Origin of the sequence: Agitococcus lubricus, from assembly GCF_003051055.1 — a bacterium.
In the GTDB taxonomy this organism is placed as follows: Bacteria; Pseudomonadota; Gammaproteobacteria; order Pseudomonadales; family Moraxellaceae; genus Agitococcus; species Agitococcus lubricus.
The window spans coordinates 35,433-54,083 of record NZ_QAON01000004.1 but is presented as its reverse complement, the minus strand read 5'-3'; the positions used below and the strand labels follow the sequence as shown (position 1 = coordinate 54,083).

4 protein-coding genes are annotated in these 18,651 nt (G+C 46.2%); all 4 read left to right on the top strand.

Features of this window, described 5'->3' with window-relative positions:
• Positions 1–31: 31 nt before the first annotated feature.
• The 4 genes from cpdA to C8N29_RS05250 all read left to right on the top strand — a co-directional run bounded on the left by cpdA (position 32) and on the right by C8N29_RS05250 (position 18,116).
• Positions 32–841: a 3',5'-cyclic-AMP phosphodiesterase gene (gene cpdA, locus C8N29_RS05265; protein WP_170106898.1), complete on the top strand. Its 810-nt coding sequence runs from the start codon at positions 32–34 to the stop codon at positions 839–841.
• 102 nt (positions 842–943) lie between these two features.
• On the top strand, positions 944–1,510 hold the full coding sequence (locus C8N29_RS05260) for a YqiA/YcfP family alpha/beta fold hydrolase (RefSeq protein WP_107865004.1): 567 nt from the start codon (positions 944–946) through the stop codon (positions 1,508–1,510).
• A 6-nt stretch (positions 1,511–1,516) separates the two neighbouring features.
• The gene (parE, locus tag C8N29_RS05255; RefSeq protein WP_107865003.1) at positions 1,517–3,403 is read left to right on the top strand and encodes a DNA topoisomerase IV subunit B; all 1,887 of its coding nucleotides are present in this window, start codon (positions 1,517–1,519) and stop codon (positions 3,401–3,403) included.
• Positions 3,404–4,247: 844 nt separating this feature from the next.
• A complete protein-coding gene (locus C8N29_RS05250) occupies positions 4,248–18,116 on the top strand; it encodes a prealbumin-like fold domain-containing protein (protein WP_107865002.1) in 13,869 nt (4,622 codons plus the stop codon).
• Positions 18,117–18,651: the final 535 nt, after the last annotated feature.

Genomic DNA, 18,651 nt, shown 5'->3' with positions numbered 1-18,651 from the left:
AACAATAAGTGTCCGCTTTAGGGATGGCATCTTGAAAAAACACAAACAACCGCCACTCCGTGTAGTGCAAGTTTCCGACAGTCATCTGTTTGCTAATACAGAAGGTCGTCTGTTGGGATTAAATACCGAAGACAGTTTGCGTTTAGTTTTGGAGAAAGTAAAACGCGAGCAGTCACACATTGATGTCATTTTGGCCACAGGGGATATTGCTCAAGATGCGTCCGAGCAAGCCTATACCCGTTTTCAACAGCATTTAGCGCAATTTAATACCCCCAATTATTGGTTGCAGGGTAATCACGATATTACACAGCCAATACTCAATATACTGGGCAACAATAAAAGCCATTTAAGCCCTTGTGTGATTCAATATGAACACTGGTGCATTATTATGCTCAACTCCAGTGTTGAATACGAAGTGCCAGGTAAATTCAAGCCCGAAGAGTTAGAATTTTTAAAACAAGCCCTTGAGCAAAGTAAAGATTATCATGTCATGGTGTGTTTGCATCACCACCCTGTACCCATGGGCTGTAAATGGCTAGATACCCAAGTGGTTAGAAATGCGAATGACTTTTGGCAAGTGATTGACCAGTTTAGCCACATTAAAGCGATTGTGTGGGGGCATGTGCATCAAGAATCTGACCGTATGCGTCAAAATGTCCGCTTATTATCTGCACCGTCAACGTGCGTACAATTTAAGCCCCTTAGTTCAGATTTTGCCGTGGATGATATTGCACCAGGTTACCGTTGGTTTGATTTATATGCTGACGGCAAAATCGAAACAGCGGTGTCTCGGGTCGAGGGGGTAAAATTTGTTGTTGATTGGACAGTCAAAGGCTATTAAGCCTCATCGCTTCCGTAAATAAGGGTGTTGACTTGCATCTGATGACATGAATCATTAGCATTAGGTCTTATACGCTATTTGCGCATCATGATTAGACCTTTTATGTCAACGCTCATCTATATTCATGGCTTTAACAGTTCGCCGTTGTCGCATAAAGCAACTGTTATACGCACATGGTTAGCCACCTATCGGCCAGATATAGAATTTTTTAGCCCCGACCTGAATGCGTATCCCAAACAAGCGATACATATACTCACAGCGTTGGTGCAGCGTTATCCCAGTGCGGGTTTATTGGGCAGTTCATTAGGTGGCTTTTATGCCACGTGGCTGAATCAACACTATGGTAACAACGCTGTGTTAATTAATCCTGCGGTTAAAGCCTATGATTTGTTAAGGTCACTGTTGGGTGAGCAGCGTAATTATCATACAGGTAAGGGCTACGTTTTAACCCAAGCTCAAGTTGATGAATTATTAGCGATAGAAGTTGACGCGCTGAGGTATCCTGAACGCTTATGGGTACTATTACAAACAGCCGATGAGACTTTAGACTATAGATTAGCGTTGGCAAAATATCCTCGTTCCCCAATGTTGGTGGAGGAGGGTGGTAATCATGCCTTTGATAGTTTTGAATACCATATTCCCGCGATTATTGATTTTTTACTATATTAAATACTTATGACTACTTATAACGCTGATGCGATTGAAGTTTTATCGGGGCTAGACCCTGTTCGCCGCCGTCCAGGTATGTATACCGATACCAGTCGTCCCAATCATTTAGCCCAAGAAGTGATTGATAATTCGGTTGATGAGGCAATGGCTGGCCATGCGTGTCAAATTCAAGTCATTTTGCACGAAGATAATTCTTTAGAAGTGATAGACGATGGCCGTGGTATGCCTGTTGATATGCACCCTGAAGAAAAAATGTCGGGTGTGGAGTTAATTTTGACCAAACTCCATGCAGGCGGAAAGTTCTCTAATAAGAACTATCAGTTTTCGGGTGGTTTGCATGGTGTGGGTATTTCGGTGGTCAACGCCTTATCCAGCCAAGTACAAGTTAAAGTTAAAAGAGATGGTCAAGAATATGCCATCAGTTTTGCCAATGGCAATAAATCGAAAGAATTGGCGGTAATTGGGTCTGTACCCAAACGTCAAACAGGCACGAGTGTGCGTTTTTGGTCAGACTCACAATATTTTGATAATCCTAAATTTAATACTAAAGCACTCAAACACTTATTAAAAGCTAAAGCGGTATTGTGTCCTAATTTGCAAATTAAATGGGTGGATAAACAAGCCAAAGAAGAAGAGACATGGTATTACGAAGATGGCTTACGCGCGTATTTAATTGACAGTTGTAAAGACTTTGAATGTTTACCTGCTGAGCCTTTTGTCGGCGATTTTAAGGGAGAACACGCCGCCTGTGAGTTTGCGGTGTTATGGCAGCCCGAAGGCGGCGAAACCATTCAAGAATCGTATGTAAACTTAATTCCTACGATACAACATGGCACACACGTTAATGGTTTACGTCAAGGCTTAACCGATGCCATGCGTGAATTTTGTGAGTTTAGAAATTTATTACCCCGTAATGTCAAACTAGCCCCCGAAGACGTGTGGGAACGTGTGGCTTTTGTGTTGTCGATGAAAATGCAAGAAGCACAATTTTCGGGACAAACCAAAGAGCGTTTATCGTCACGCGAAGCCTCGGTATTTGTACAAGGTGTAGTTAAAGATGCGTTTTCGTTATGGCTCAATCAACATCCTGATGTGGGGCAACAATTAGCTGAATTAGCGATAGCCAGTGCCAATAAACGTTTACGTGCTAGCAAAAAAATCGAACGTAAAAAAATTACTCAAGGCCCCGCTTTACCAGGTAAGTTAGCCGATTGTGCAGGCCAAGATGTGATGCGTGGTGAGTTGTTTTTGGTAGAAGGTGACTCGGCAGGTGGTTCGGCCAAACAAGCGCGTGATAAAGAGTTTCAGGCCATTATGCCGTTGCGCGGTAAGATTCTAAACACATGGGAGGTTGCGGCAGACCAAGTATTGGCTTCACAAGAAGTGCATGATATTGCCGTAGCGATTGGTGTTGACCCTGCCAATGACGACTTAACAGGCTTACGTTACGGCAAAATTTGTATTTTAGCGGATGCCGACTCCGATGGTTTGCATATTGCCACCTTGTTGTGTGCGTTGTTTGTCAAACATTTTGCCGCTTTGGTCAAAAATGGTCATGTGTTTGTGGCTATGCCGCCGCTATATCGGATTGATTGTGGTAAAGAAACCTACTACGCCCTTGATGATAGCGAAAAACAGGGCATTTTTGACCGCCTAGCAGCAGAAAACAAACGGGCTAAACCGCAAGTGACTCGTTTTAAGGGCTTGGGCGAAATGAATCCTTTGCAATTACGCGAAACCACAATGGATCCCAATACCCGCCGTTTGGTACAACTGACCTTAGACGATGTCAAAGAAACCGAAAGTTTAATGGATATGTTATTGGCCAAAAAACGTGCCTCAGACCGCAAAGCGTGGCTAGAAGAAAAAGGTAATTTGGCAGAAGCTATTTAACTTGCGCTACTGTTGTGGCTGGGCTGATGGGGCATCCTTAGATATGTGAACGGTATGACGTCAGCCTGTTTAATGTGACACATTATCAGCTGCAATAAACAATGTTTTTAATACCTAACTGAGTACAAAAAGATAAATTGAATAGCTATAGACCTTAAGTCGTCGTTAATCTGTTGTGTTGATTAGGCTCTTAGTCAGTCTTAATAATCTTCCATTCAGATGGATATCGAGTGACTCACAAGCACTTAAATAGTGCCCTATATTTTCTGATGACGGACATTGTCTCTGAGGTCTAAAAATGCTGTTTTTTAGCTCACCATTCGTCGTGCATTTATAGGGTTTTGTCGATAGGTCGCCATAAACCTCCGAATACAGCCAGTTTTCTAGGCGGATAAAATGTACAAAAGCATCACAATTTTCTACAATCGAATGTGAGAAGTATCACAGAATGCTACAGATTGATATGTCTTAGGGGTGGCTATACAGAGTTCCATCTCAGTGTCATGCACTGAGCTTATGATGACTCTGCGACAATCACATAACACAGAGTCTATGTCTACGGGTCATAAATCTTAACTAATTTCTATGGATTTCGTGTGAATCACTGACCATGTGATTAGGTATATAGGTTTAACATAGACTAAGAGCAACTCTAGTTATGTATAGAGCATAATAAATGAGTGCGTGCTGAGATTTATAATAGAGCTATCTTCATATAAATCAGCCGTAATCCCAATGTAAATCATTCAGTCAAGATGCTCTGGATAAGTAATTTTCGGGACACTTAGCATAGCGCTAATGTTATCCCAAAGTACCGCGTTTGCGAGTCTGAGGAATATGTTCGATGTTGCACTACGATAAGGCCATGTTATTCTATTTCTTATTGGCTAGCATGCTATGCGGGCTATGGTGGCACAAAAGCACCCTCAAACATTGGCTCAATCTGCGGCTAGTGTCGCTCTTTATTTTGGCTTTTGGCTCTTTCTTGCCAGTCACTGTCCATGCGTATCAACGTAGTTATTTGAACTTGGGGTTTGAATCGCCAGTCATTGATACGACGGCACCATGTCGGGTCTATATTTCTAATACGCGGGTGCCAGGTTGGTTGACCACCCATCCCTTTGGCGCTGAGCAATCTACAGCCGAATGTACATCACCGATTAGTGTGACAGGCTCGGGTCAATTGATTGAAATTTGGAAAGGGCCACGGGCAATCGGTGGGGGAGGGGGGACAACAGACCGCATGCCTGCGCGTCAAGGTAGTCAATTCGTCGAGTTGAATGCAGAGGCTGTGTCTGAACTCCAACAAAATATTTGTTTGGTCAGTGGCGAACCCGTCACATGGACTTTTAGTCATAATGGTCGTAACGCCGCGAATGATACTTTAGTATTTCGTGCAGGTTCACAGCCTATTGCCAACGTTTCTACCAGTACCACAGGTGATGGTGCTGTCACCAACTGTTATGCGGGCAGTTGTTCGGTCACTTCTAATGTCTTAACGCAAGATGGTATTACCCGTTGGGCGGACTATACAGGTACTTTTACTTATACAGGTCCTTCTGGACAAACCGTTATTGGTTTCCAATCGACATCTGGCTCTGCGACTAACGGTAACTTTTTGGATGGCGTACAAATTACCGTTAAACCGATTGTTGAATTTACGTCTGCCAACTACATTACCCCAGAAAATAACGGTTCGCCGTCACCTGTACAGGTCGTGGTAGCAGGTATTGTGCCAACAGGAGGCTTGGTTTTAACCTTTAATGTCACAGGCGGCACAGCAATTTTAGGGGGTGACTATACGATTAACGGTGGCTCAGCCAATACCTTTAGTGCCACAGTACCCGCAGGTGATTACGGTCAAGGTACGCCTTTAGTGATTAACGTACCTGTGAGTATTATTGATGATACCGTCAATGAAGTAGATGAAACCTTTACTGTCTCTTTATCGCCTACCAGTACCTTTCATCTGATGTCGACCAGTGTCTGCGGCGCATCAGGTAACGGTGTGGCCACCTATACCATTGTCGATGATGACGCAGCTACCGATATGGACTTACGGGTGATTAAAAGCCAACGTCAAGGCACGACGGGAGCTTTTCAAACGACGCCGTTGACGATTGTGTCGGGTAATACCATTCAGTATCGATTTGTGATTAGTAATCGTGGTGTGAATACGGTGAGTGCCACCAGTTTAGCTACTTTTACCGATGCTATTCCAGCAAATATTACAGGTTTAGGAACACCAACATTTACAGGAGGGAGTGGCGCCACGACCTGTCTCGGGACACGCACAGGTAATACCATTAACGGTACGTTTAGTGGGCCAACCAATGCTACCTGTACGGTGACAATACAAGGTACCGCAACGACTAGTGGGACAATCACTAATACGGCGACGGTGACGACCCCCGCAGGCAATACCGATATTTTTCCTTCTGATAACAGTAGTAGTGTCGTCACAACGATTGCCTATGCGACTTTGGTTTTGAATAAGGTCTCATTGGGGGATGTTGGTACGTTTAGTTATACACTAGCCAATACCGCACAAACCTCGGGTTCGGTAACGACAACCATTCCCAGTTCGTCTACACAAGTAGATGGTGATACGGGCGATGCAGGCACTCAAGCCTTTTCTATATTAAACAATACTTCTGCGGTGACGATTTCAGAAGCGAGTGTTGCAGGTTGGACCTTAGAAGGGGCGACGTGTACAAATTCGTCTGGTGCCACAGTGGGCAGCTTTGCCAATCCAACGTATACCATACCAACGGGAAGCCTAACTGCTGGTAATACCTATACCTGTACGTTCTTAAATCGTAAAAACCCTATGGTGACTGTGGAGAAAATTTCTTATGGGGGTACTGCGGGCTTTACATTTTCTGATACCAATTTAACAGGCAGTATTGGTACCTTAACCACCAGTACCTCGGGTGTGGGTGTGTCATCAGCACCATTAACTGTCACGGCTACCAATACCGATGTCACCATTACCGAAACCCTCGTCGGTGGTTATACCCTGACAACGGCAAGCTGTATTGATGAAAACGCGGCAACTACGGGTAATATTGGCACATTTGGTTCGTTGGCAACTAATGTCCTCACTATCCCTGCCTCCTATTTTTTAACAGGTGCAGAAATAAAATGTACCTTTAATAACCGCCGTAGTACCACCTTAACCTTGCGTAAAACATGGGCAGCAGGTAGTCAAGCAGGGCATACCGCCACGGTTAATAGTTCGGGCTTTATTAATAGTGTGACATCAGGCACATCGACGGCAACGGCAGCGGGCAATACAACTACAGGCACAGCAACTACTGTCTATGTCGGTGAATCAGGTACAATCAGTGAGATTTTTGGTGGCGGTGCAGTGGCGGCTGATTACGCGGCCAGCTTGGCATGTACAGGGACAAACGGTTCACTCAGTGGTAATACCTTAACGATTACTCAATCTACGGGTACGGCAATTACTTGTACCTATACTAATACCAAACTGCCTAAAATTACATTGACTAAAATCAGTAATGGAGGGGTGGGGGCGTTTACCTTTACAGGAGATAACGGCTTTACCAGCCAGACCATTACCACCGTGACCGCGGGTACAGGTGTTGCGGGTGCAACGCAAACCTTAGCCGCAGTGTCGACAGCCACAACAATTACCGAAACCATTCCTGCGGGTTATGAAGTCACCGCGATTAACTGTACAGGCCTAGGCTCTGGTGGCACAGCAACGCCAAACTTGGCAACGGGCAGTGTCGTATTAAATGCAGCGGCAACTGCTGCGGGAACCAATATTGCCTGTACCTTTACTAATCGCAAAAAACCACTGATTCGAGTCAATAAAACGGTTAGTAGTTTGTTTGATGCCAATGACCGCTTTACGACTGAAATTCGTACAGTCAGTGCAACTGGTACGGTCGTCTCTACGACGGGTAGTAGTTTAACAACAGGTGGTGGTGTACTGACAACAGGTGGCGCAGCTACCTATAACGCAACAGGTAAATATGAAGGCGCCGTAGGCACACAATATTTTATTACTGAAAGTATTACTGCGGGTACGTCGGTGTTGGGTCGCTATACGACTAGCATTAGTTGTACGAATGCCTTGTCGGGTAGTGCAACAGTGTTACCGTCAGGGACAACAGCGCCTTTTACCATTACGCCACAAGCAGGCGACGATATTAGTTGTACTCTAACCAATACTGTACGTCAGCCCACCGTCACGATTAGCAAAGTATCAACAGGTGCAGTGGGGACATTTAACTTTACCAATACCAATTTAAGTTCAGCTTCTAGTGCCTTAACGACAACTGTTGTAAGTACGCCAGTCAATACGGCAGCACTGACGGTCACCAATCGTAATAATAATGTGACAGTCCAAGAAACAGTACCTGCCAACTGGACTCTCAGCAGTGTCACTTGTGTGGATAATAATAGTGCAGTGACGAGCAATCCAGCGTCTTTTGGTACATTAGTTGGCAGTCAAATCACGATTTTACCTGCCAACTTACAGGTAGGTGCAGACATTGTGTGTACCTTTACCAACCGTAAATCAGCACAACTGACATTGAATAAGGCATGGGTGAATGCAAAGGTAAATGATGCTGTTAATATCACCTCAACAGGCGGTACTAACAATCCAAGCCTCTCAGCGACAGCAAACACCTTAAATGAAACAGATTCCGCAAGTGCTATCACTGTTTTTGCGGGGGAAACGCTCACCTTTAGTGAAAGTTTTACTACGGGCACAGCCGCAGATTACAACACGACCTTAGCCTGTACAGGCGCAACAGATACTAATCCGAATGATGGCTTGGTGATAAATGCAGCGGATACAGCGATTAGCTGTACCTATACCAACAGTCGTAAATCAGCGACTTTGCGCTTACTTAAAGCATGGGGCGCTAATAGTATTAACGGTAATGTCGCGAATATTGGTGCCACAACAGGTTTCATCAATAACACCACCGCATTTAATAGCACGGCAAGCACGAGCAGTAATAGTAATACCGTGACTGTGTATGCGGGTGAGAGCGGTACTTTACCTGCCGAAACCATGAGCACAGGCTCATTAGCAAACTACAACACGACCTTAAGTTGTGATAATGGGGTCACGCCATCTGGAACAAATGGTCAAACGACTAATACGATTAGTATTCCTAATACCGTATCAGGGTTAATTACCTGTACTTATACCAACACCCGTAAGAGCTCAACTTTCCGTTTGGCCAAAGCATGGGGTGCCAACAGTATTACGGGAAATGTGGCCAATATTGCGGCCACGACAGGTTTAACCAATAACACGGCTGCATTTACGAGTACGGCTAGTACCAATACGAATGGTGCATTTGTCACTGTGTTCGCAGGTGAAACGGTCACTATCCCTGCCGAAACCATGAGTACAGGCACTTTAGCTAATTACAATACAACATTGGCGTGTACGGCAGATGGTGGTGCTACGGCTAATACCTTGTCGGGTACAAATGGTCAAGCGGCTAATACCTTAGTTATTGGTGCGGGCGATGCAACCAAAGCCATTACCTGTACCTATACCAATACCCGTAAAGCAGTCACTTTACAATTAGCTAAAGCATGGGGTGCTAACAGCATTACGGGTAATGTTGTCAATATTGGTGCAACCACTGGCTTAGCCAACAACACAACCGCCTTTACCAGTACAGCCAGCACCAATGCAACGAGTGGCTCAGTCACTGCTTTTGTAGGTGAAACAATCACCTTTCCTGCGGAAACCATGAGTACAGGTACTTTAGCTAATTACAATACAACATTGGCGTGTACCGCAGATGGCGGTGCCACGGCTAATACCTTGTCGGGTACAAATGGCCAAACAAGCAATACCTTAGTGATTGGTGCCGCTGATGCAGGAAAAACCTTATTATGTACTTATACCAATACCCGTAAAACAGCGACTTTCCGTTTAGCAAAAACATGGTCGGCCAATAGCATCACGGGTAATGTGGCCAGTCTGGGTGCAACAACGGGATTAATTAATAACACGACAGCCTTCACCAGTACGGCGAGTACCAATACCAATGGTACAGCAGTCACGGTATATGCAGGTGAGACAGCGACATTACCTGCGGAAACCATGACCACAGGTACTTTAGCAAACTACAACACAACCTTAAGTTGTGATAATGGGGTCACGCCATCTGGGACAAATGGTCAAACGAGTAATACGGTGACTGTCCCCAATACCGTATCGGGTTTAATTACCTGTACCTATACCAATACGCGTAAGACAGCGACACTCCGTTTGGCTAAGGCTTGGGGAGTCAATAGTATTGCGGGTAATGTTGCCAATATTGGTGCGACAACAGGTTTTGTAAATAACACGACGGCATTTAATAGCACCGCGAGTACAGCCAATAATAGTAATACGGTGACGGTTTTTGCAGGTGAAACAGGAACTTTGCCCGCTGAAACGATGAGCACAGGTACTTTAGCAAACTACAACACAACCTTAAGTTGTGATAATGGGGTCACGCCGTCAGGGACAAACGGCCAAACCACGAATACGCTGACTATACCTAATACAGTATCCAGTTTAATTACGTGTACTTATACCAATAACCGTATCAGCCAAGGTGTGACGCTCACTAAAAACTGGGTCAATCCTTTTGCAGGCAGTGCTGTTAATTTAACCATTACGGGGGCAACTGGCGCAACCGCAGGTAGCTCAACCGCTGGTGGTACAACAACGCCAGCAACTGCAACAGGTTTAGCAGGCAGTACCATCACGTTTGCTGAGACATTTACGGCAAATAGTGCGTCTAATTACAACACGACTTTAACCTGTACTAAGAATTCCAACGGCAGTACGGTCACAGTAACGAGTAACAGTATTACGATGCCTAGTGACAGTGCCGTAACCTGTACCTTTACCAATACCGCCTTAGCTCTGCCAACAGTGACGTTAACTAAGGTCAGTAATGGTGATGTTGGGACGTTTAGCTTTAGTGGTGATAATGGTTTTGGTTCAGAAAATATTACCACGCTCAGTTCAGGAGTTGGGGTGACAGGTACCACCCATACGCTCAGTGCAGGTGGCACACAAACAATTATTACCGAAACAATTCCATCAGGTTACGCTTTAACAGGGATTAGCTGTACAGGTTTAGGGTCTGGTGGTACGGCCACGAATAATTTAACCGCAGGTACGGTGACGTTGAACGCGGCTGCAACAGCAATGGGGTCTAATATTGCTTGTACCTTTACCAATGCCAAATTACCGACTATTACCTTAACCAAGGTCAGTATTGATGATACGGGCGCTTTTAGTTTTAGCGGTAATAACGGTTTTGGTACAGAAACTATCAATACGACTTCTTTTGGTGTGGGGGCGACGGGTAGCACACGTACTTTAACGTCTTCGGCATTTAGTACCTCCACCGTGATTACCGAAACCATTCCCAGTGGCTATAGCCTCACGAACATTTCATGTTCTGGTTTAGGCTCAGGTGGTACGGCAACCAACAATTTAAGTGCGGGAACTGTTACATTGAATACCGCTGCAACAGCAGCAGGTGCCAATATCAACTGTACCTTTACCAATACAGCAAACTCTACGCCGCCAACCTCATTCCCAGCGCAAATTGCCTGTAATGCGGCAGAAATCACTCAACAGTTTAGCTTTGGTGGGGCGAATACATGGCCAGGCGGTACTAGCTCTAAGAGTTTTGTTGTGGGTACTGCCCCCAATAATGTGACCGTAACGTTTACCAATACCCAAAGCGCAACACCGATATCAGGTGACCCTAGTTTACAAACGTTGGGTGCGGTACCCAGCTCTTTGCAGGTATCTAGTGCGGGCGGATTAGCAGCAAATGCATTAATTGCCACCTTAAGTCTCACACCAAGCCGTAGTATTAACAAATTAAGTTATTCGATGTATGACCATGATTATCAAAATGATGGCTCAAATAACTTCCGCGACCGTACGATTGTCTCTGCCAATAATGGGGCAACAATTTTTCCAACCAGCTTGACGGCTCAGGTGTCTGGTAACCAGACGATTAATGCGGCAACGGGTACAACCACGGCAACCAATAGTTCGAGTTGTGGTACCAATAGTGCTAACTGTAACGTCTATGTCGCTTACAACACCACGGGTATTAATAGCGCAAACACAGAGTTTAGAGCCGCTCATACAGGGACATCCACCCAAGAATATATTGGTTTTAACCAATTTGCATGGTGTTTACCGCGTCATCCTACTGTGACGATTGCTAAGCGTTCGTTATCTGGTACAGGCACTTTTAACTTTAATAATACTAACTTAACAGCAAGTACTGCGGCGATTACCACGGCCACTGCAGGGACAACAGTGAATGCGGCAACAACGAATGTTTCTACAGCCAATCAAGATGTGGTTATTCAAGAAGTAGCGCAAGCAGGTTGGGTTGTTACAGGCGCAAGTTGTACCGATGACAATGCAGGCATTACAGGTAATCCAGCGAGTTTTGGTACTTTAGCGGGCAACACCTTGACTGTTCCTGCAACGAATGTGCGCTATGGTGCAGAAATTACCTGTACCTTCACCAACCAAAAAGTGGTGCCTTTGACACTGAATAAAGTGTGGACAAACGCCAAAGTAAATGATGCCGTTACCATTAGCTCTACAGGGGGTACAGTCAATCCGAGTTTATCCGCTGTTGCGAATACCGCGAATGAAACGGATACAGCATCTGTTGCGAATGTGTATGTGGGGCAAACCTTAACATTTAGTGAGACATTCACCACAGGGTCAGCAGCCAATTACAACAGTAGTTTAGCGTGTACAGGTGCAGCCGATACCAATTTGGCCGATGGCTTAACGATTGGTGGTGCAGATACCGCGATTAGCTGTACCTATACCAATAGCCGCAAAGCGGTGACTGTGACCGCGAATAAGACATGGACAAACGCGAAGGTGAATGATGCGGTGAGCATCACCACGACAGGCGGCACGAACAACGTCAACTTTAGCGCGACCGCGAATACGGCGAATGAAACCGACAGTGCTACAGCGATTACGGTGTATGCAGGGGATGTCTTAACCTTTGCGGAGAACTTTAGCACAGGGTCAGCAGCCAATTACAACAGTAGTTTAGCGTGTACAGGTGCAGCCGATACCAATTTGGCCGATGGCTTAACGATTGGTGGTGCAGATACCGCGATTAGCTGTACCTACACCAACAGCCGCAAAGCGGTGACTGTGACGGCGAATAAGACATGGACAAATGCCAAAGTGAATGATGCGGTGAGCATCACCACGACAGGTGGCACGAACAATGTCAACTTTAGCGCAACCGCCAATACGGCGAATGAAACCGACAGTGCTACAGCGATTACGGTGTATGCGGGGGATGTCTTAACCTTTGCGGAGAACTTTAGCACAGGGTCAGCGGCGAATTACAACAGCAGCTTAGCGTGTACAGGTGCAGCAGATACGAACCCTGCCGATGGCTTAACGATTGGGGGTGCAGATACCGCGATTAGTTGTACCTATACCAACAACCGTAAAGCGGTGACCGTGACTGCGAATAAGACATGGACAAATGCCAAAGTGAATGATGCCGTGAGTATCACCACAACCGGCGGCACGAATAACGTGAACTTTAGCGCGATTGCGAATACTGCGAATGAAACCGACAGTGCCAGTGCGATTACGGTGTATGCGGGAGATGTTTTAACCTTTGCGGAGAACTTTAGCACAGGGTCAGCGGCGAATTACAACAGCAGCTTAGCGTGTACAGGCGCAGCCGATACCAACCTTGCTGATGGCTTAACGATTAGTGGTGCGGATACCGCGATTAGTTGTACCTACACCAACAGCCGTAAAGCCGTGACTGTGACTGCGAATAAGACATGGACAAATGCCAAAGTGAATGATGCGGTGAGCATCACCACGACAGGTGGCACGAACAATGTCAACTTTAGTGCGACCGCGAATACGGCGAATGAAACCGACAGTGCTACAGCGGTTACCGTGTATGCGGGCGATGTCTTAACCTTTGCGGAGAGCTTTAGCACAGGGTCAGCGGCGAACTACAACAGCAGCTTAGCGTGTACAGGTGCAGCCGATACCAACCTTGCTGATGGCTTAACGATTGGGGATGCAGATACGGCGATTAGCTGTACCTATACCAATAGTCGTAAAGCCTCCACCTTCCGTCTAGCGAAAGCATGGGGTGCATTCAGTATGAGCGGTAACGTCGCTAACATTGCGGCAACGACAGGCTTGACTAATAACACGACTGCGTTTACTAGCACGGCAAGTACAGCTGCTAATAGCAATACCGTCACTGTGTATGCGGGAGATGTGGCAACGCTACCCGCAGAAACGATGAGTACGGGAACATTAAGCAATTACAATACGGTATTGTCATGTACAACGAACGCGGGAGCGACGGCGAATACCGTATCGGGAACGAATGGCCAAAACAGTAATACCTTAAGTATTGGTGCAGGGGATGAAGGTAAACTCATTACGTGTACTTACACCAATACACGGATTACGCAAACCTTGAGTTTAGCGAAGCAATGGACGAATGCCGCCAATGGCCATACAGCGACAGTGACGACCACAGGTGGTACGAATAATGCGACAGTCAACTCGACCTCTACAGGAAATAACCTAACGACAGGGACAGCAGTCACGGTTTATGCAGGGGATGTTGTGACATTACCAGCAGAAACCTTTGGTGGTGGAGCGAGTGCGACAGACTACAATACGACGCTAGCCTGTACGGGAGGTACAAGCCTTGCCAGCGGTGCTGTAGCAAGAAGCATCACCATCAGTAACAGCACGACAGCCACAACCTGTACCTATACCAACAGCCGTAAAACAGCAACCTTCCGATTAGCGAAAGCATGGGGAGTGAATAGTATTAGTGGTAATGTGGCGAATATTGGTGCAACCACAGGTTTAAGCAATAACACGACTGCGTTTACCAGTACAGCAAGTACAGGCACTAACAGCAACACTGTGACAGTGTATGTAGGCGAAACAGTCACCTTACCTGCCGAGACAATGAGTGTTGGTAGCTTAGCCAATTACACCACCAGCTTAGTGTGTACCACAAATGCAGGCGCGACGGCCAATACGGTATCGGGAACGAATGGCCAAAACAGTAATACCTTAAGCGTTGGTGCAGGAGATGAAGGTAAATTGATTACCTGTACCTACACGAATACACGTAAGTCTGTGAGTTTGACCGCGAATAAGACATGGACAAACGCGAAGGTGAATGATGCGGTGAGCATCACCACGACAGGTGGCACGAACAACGTCAACTTTAGCGCGACCGCGAATACGGCGAATGAAACTGACAGTGCTACAGCGATTACGGTGTATGCAGGGGATATCTTAACCTTTGCGGAGAGCTTTAGCACAGGGTCAGCGGCGAATTACAACAGTAGCTTAGCGTGTACAGGTGCGACAGATACAAACCCTGCCGATGGTTTAACGATTGGGGGTGCGGATACCGCGATTAGTTGTACCTACACCAACAGCCGCAAAGCGGTGACCGTGACGGCGAATAAGACATGGACAAATGCCAAAGTGAATGATGCGGTGAGCATCACCACGACAGGTGGCACGAACAACGTCAACTTTAGCGCAACCGCGAATACCGCGAATGAAACCGACAGTGCTACAGCGGTTACGGTGTATGCGGGAGATGTTTTAACCTTTGCGGAGAGCTTTAGCACAGGGTCAGCAGCGAATTACAACAGCAGCTTAGCGTGTACAGGTGCGACAGATACCAACCCTACCGATGGTTTAACGATTGGGGGTGCAGATACCGCGATTAGTTGTACCTACACCAACAGCCGTAAAGCCGTGACTGTGACCGCGAATAAGACATGGACAAACGCGAAAGTGAATGATGCGGTGAGCATCACCACGACAGGTGGTACCAACAACGTCAACTTTAGCGCCACCGCGAATACGGCGAATGAAACTGACAGTGCTACAGCGATTACGGTGTATGCGGGAGATGTTTTAACCTTTGCGGAGAGCTTTAGCACAGGGTCAGCGGCGAACTACAACAGCAGCTTAGCGTGTACAGGTGCGACAGATACCAATTTGGCCGATGGTTTAACGATTGGGGGTGCGGATACCGCGATTAGTTGTACCTATACCAACAGCCGTAAAGCGGTGACTGTGACTGCGAATAAGACATGGACGAATGCCAAAGTGAATGATGCGGTGAGCATCACCACGACAGGTGGCACGAACAACGTCAACTTTAGTGCGACCGCGAATACGGCGAATGAAACTGACAGTGCCAGTGCGATTACGATGTATGCGGGGGATGTCTTAACCTTTGCGGAGAGCTTTAGCACAGGGTCAGCGGCGAACTACAACAGCAGTTTAGCGTGTACAGGTGCGACAGATACCAACCCTACCGATGGTTTAACGATTGGGGGTGCGGATACCGCGATTAGTTGTACCTATACCAACAGCCGTAAGAGTGCGAGCTTACGTTTAGTCAAAACATGGTCAAATGCGATTGTGAATGACACAGCAACCTTAGTAACTACAGGTTTTGCGAATAATGCCAGCTTAAACTCTATCGCTAACACAGCGAATGAAACAGATACTGGCACAGTCGTGACTGTCTTTGCAGGTGAAACAGGGACTTTAGCCGAGACCTTAGGTGCTGCTAATAATGGAGTTTATAGTGCGAGCCTATGGGCGTGTGCGGGCGGCAGTTTAGTAGCGAATAGCCTAACTATCAATGCCAGTGATGAGGGCAATAGTATTAGTTGTACCATTACCAATAGTATAGTTTTACCTAAAGTACGGGTACATAAAGAATTACTGAGTTATGTCAGTGCGAATGATGTCATTACGACCGAAATTCGTACAGGTGGGGTAGCAGGCACGGTGGTGTCCAACACTACCGCATCTACAACAGTCGGTGGTGGTGTGGTGACAACAGCAGGTGCAACAGGCACATATAACACAGCAGGTACGTATCAAGGGATGGTGGGTGCTACCTATACGATTACGGAAAGTATTAGCGGTAGTACGACCAGCACTGACCAGTATGAAACAAGTATTAGCTGTACGAATGCCTACACTGCGAGCACAACGGTATTGCCTACAACTTACAGCGCGACCTTAGGAGCAGATATCACGGTAAATTCGGGGGATGATATTAGCTGTACCCTCAGCAACCGTATCAAGCAGCCTGTCATTCGCGTGAATAAGGTGGTCTCCAGTTTAGTGAATGCGAGTGACCGTTTTACGACACAAGTTCGTACAGGCGGTGTTAGTGGAGCGGTGGTGTCTACGACGTCCAGTTCAACAACGACAGGTGGTGGTGTGGTCACTACAGGTGGAGCAGGGACTTATAATGCGGCAGGTAGTTATCAAGGAATAGTTGGTACGAGTTATACGATTACTGAGATAATTAGCGCGGGTTCATCTCCTCTCTCGCAGTATACAACTACGATAAGTTGTACGAATGCCCGTGTAGCATCAACCACTCCCTTGCCAAGCACAGCACCGTTTATACTCACGCCTGCGGCGGGTGATGACATTAGCTGTACCTTAACCAATATCGCCAATAGCAATTACACGATTAGCGGTAAAGTCTTCTTAGATAATGGTAAGAATGCAGCCATTCCACACAATGCAATTCAAGAGGCAGACGAAGCAGGGATAGCCAATATTCCTGTACGCTTAACAGATTGTGCGGCCACCGTGTATCAAACGGTGTTAACGGGTGGTGATGGTAGTTATAGCTTAGCGGTTCCTTCTTCCTTATCGACAGGCGCAACCTTGTGTGTGGAAGAACAACAACCCTTAACGTACCTTTCCGTGACAGGAACAGCAGGCAATACGGGCGGTAGTTATAGCTTGGCGGCTGACCGTACGCAATTTAGCTTAACGGTGGGTATGAATTATACCAACATTAACTTTGGTGATGTCAGCGAAAGTCAATTAACCGCACAAGGTTCACAAACCATTGCGGTGGGCGCAACAGCCGAGTATGACCATCAATTTATTGCAGGCACCGAAGGTAGTGTGACTTTTAGTACCACACAAGCACCCAATCCTGTGTTAACTGGTTGGTCGTCCGTGTTGTATTTAGACAACAACTGTAATGCTGCCTTAGATGTGGGTGATACACAAATCACTGCGCCGATTAACGTCGTGGCAGAACAGATTGTCTGTTTGATTCAAAAAGTGTACTCCCCAGCCGCTGCGAATACAGGAGCACAAAATCAATCGACGATTACGGCGAGTTTTGCACTCACCGCACCCAGTACGATTGTGAAGCCATATACACGCAGTGATAATACAACCTTAGCGGATAGTAGTTTGGTATTAACCAAAACGGTACGTGAAGTGATGTCGTGTCCATCAACGGGTGCAGATACCAATCCATACACGACCAATAACGAAGCGAAGCCCAATGCCTTAATTGAGTATCGTATTCAGTACAGTAATCCGTCTACATCAACGGTGCGCGATATCGTAATTCATGACACGACACCTGCCTTTACCACGTTCAGAAGTGCACGTTGTATTACCACACCAGCCACACTGAATTGTGATGTGCCTAGTGTGTTGAATGGAACAGCGCCTGCGGTAGGTGGAACAGGCAGTATTGATTGGATTCTTCATAACAGTCCAACGGGTTTAGAGCCTGGCCAATCGGGTGAAGTACGTTTCTGTGTGCGTATTGACCCTTAAGCCTTAACTCTACCTAAAAGGGAGGAACTATGTTCCTCCCTTTTTTTGTTTGTCATTTGTGCTTTTAGCGACATAACTGGGTTTTTAAGTTATTAAGGCTAGTATTTCTACTCTCTGATTAGTATAAAATCGCGCATCTGTTTGCGATTGTTTGGTTTCTTCGACTAGGCTCTGTTGACGTTTTGATTGTGGTTGCGAAAGAGACTATTTTTTAGATGATACGCGGCGTGAATCACGTGATTGGGTTATTCCAACTAAGCGATGAACAACAAAGTAGCCTCAAAAAATAGTTCTTTCCCTGTGGGTTGCGTTAAAAATAGACTCATTCTGCGTGACAAAACTTGCCAATAGAACGACTATTAACGGCGTTTTGTGCCTTGCCTGAGTCCATTTTTATCAGCAACGCGGCTCACACGCCAAACGTCAACAGACCCTAAAGTTCGCAAATGAAGTAAATACTAAATAGCGTCAGACTATGAGTGGATTGTCCGAGTGCATTGACTATCTCGTCAAAATAGCCGACTAAATCCTGTCC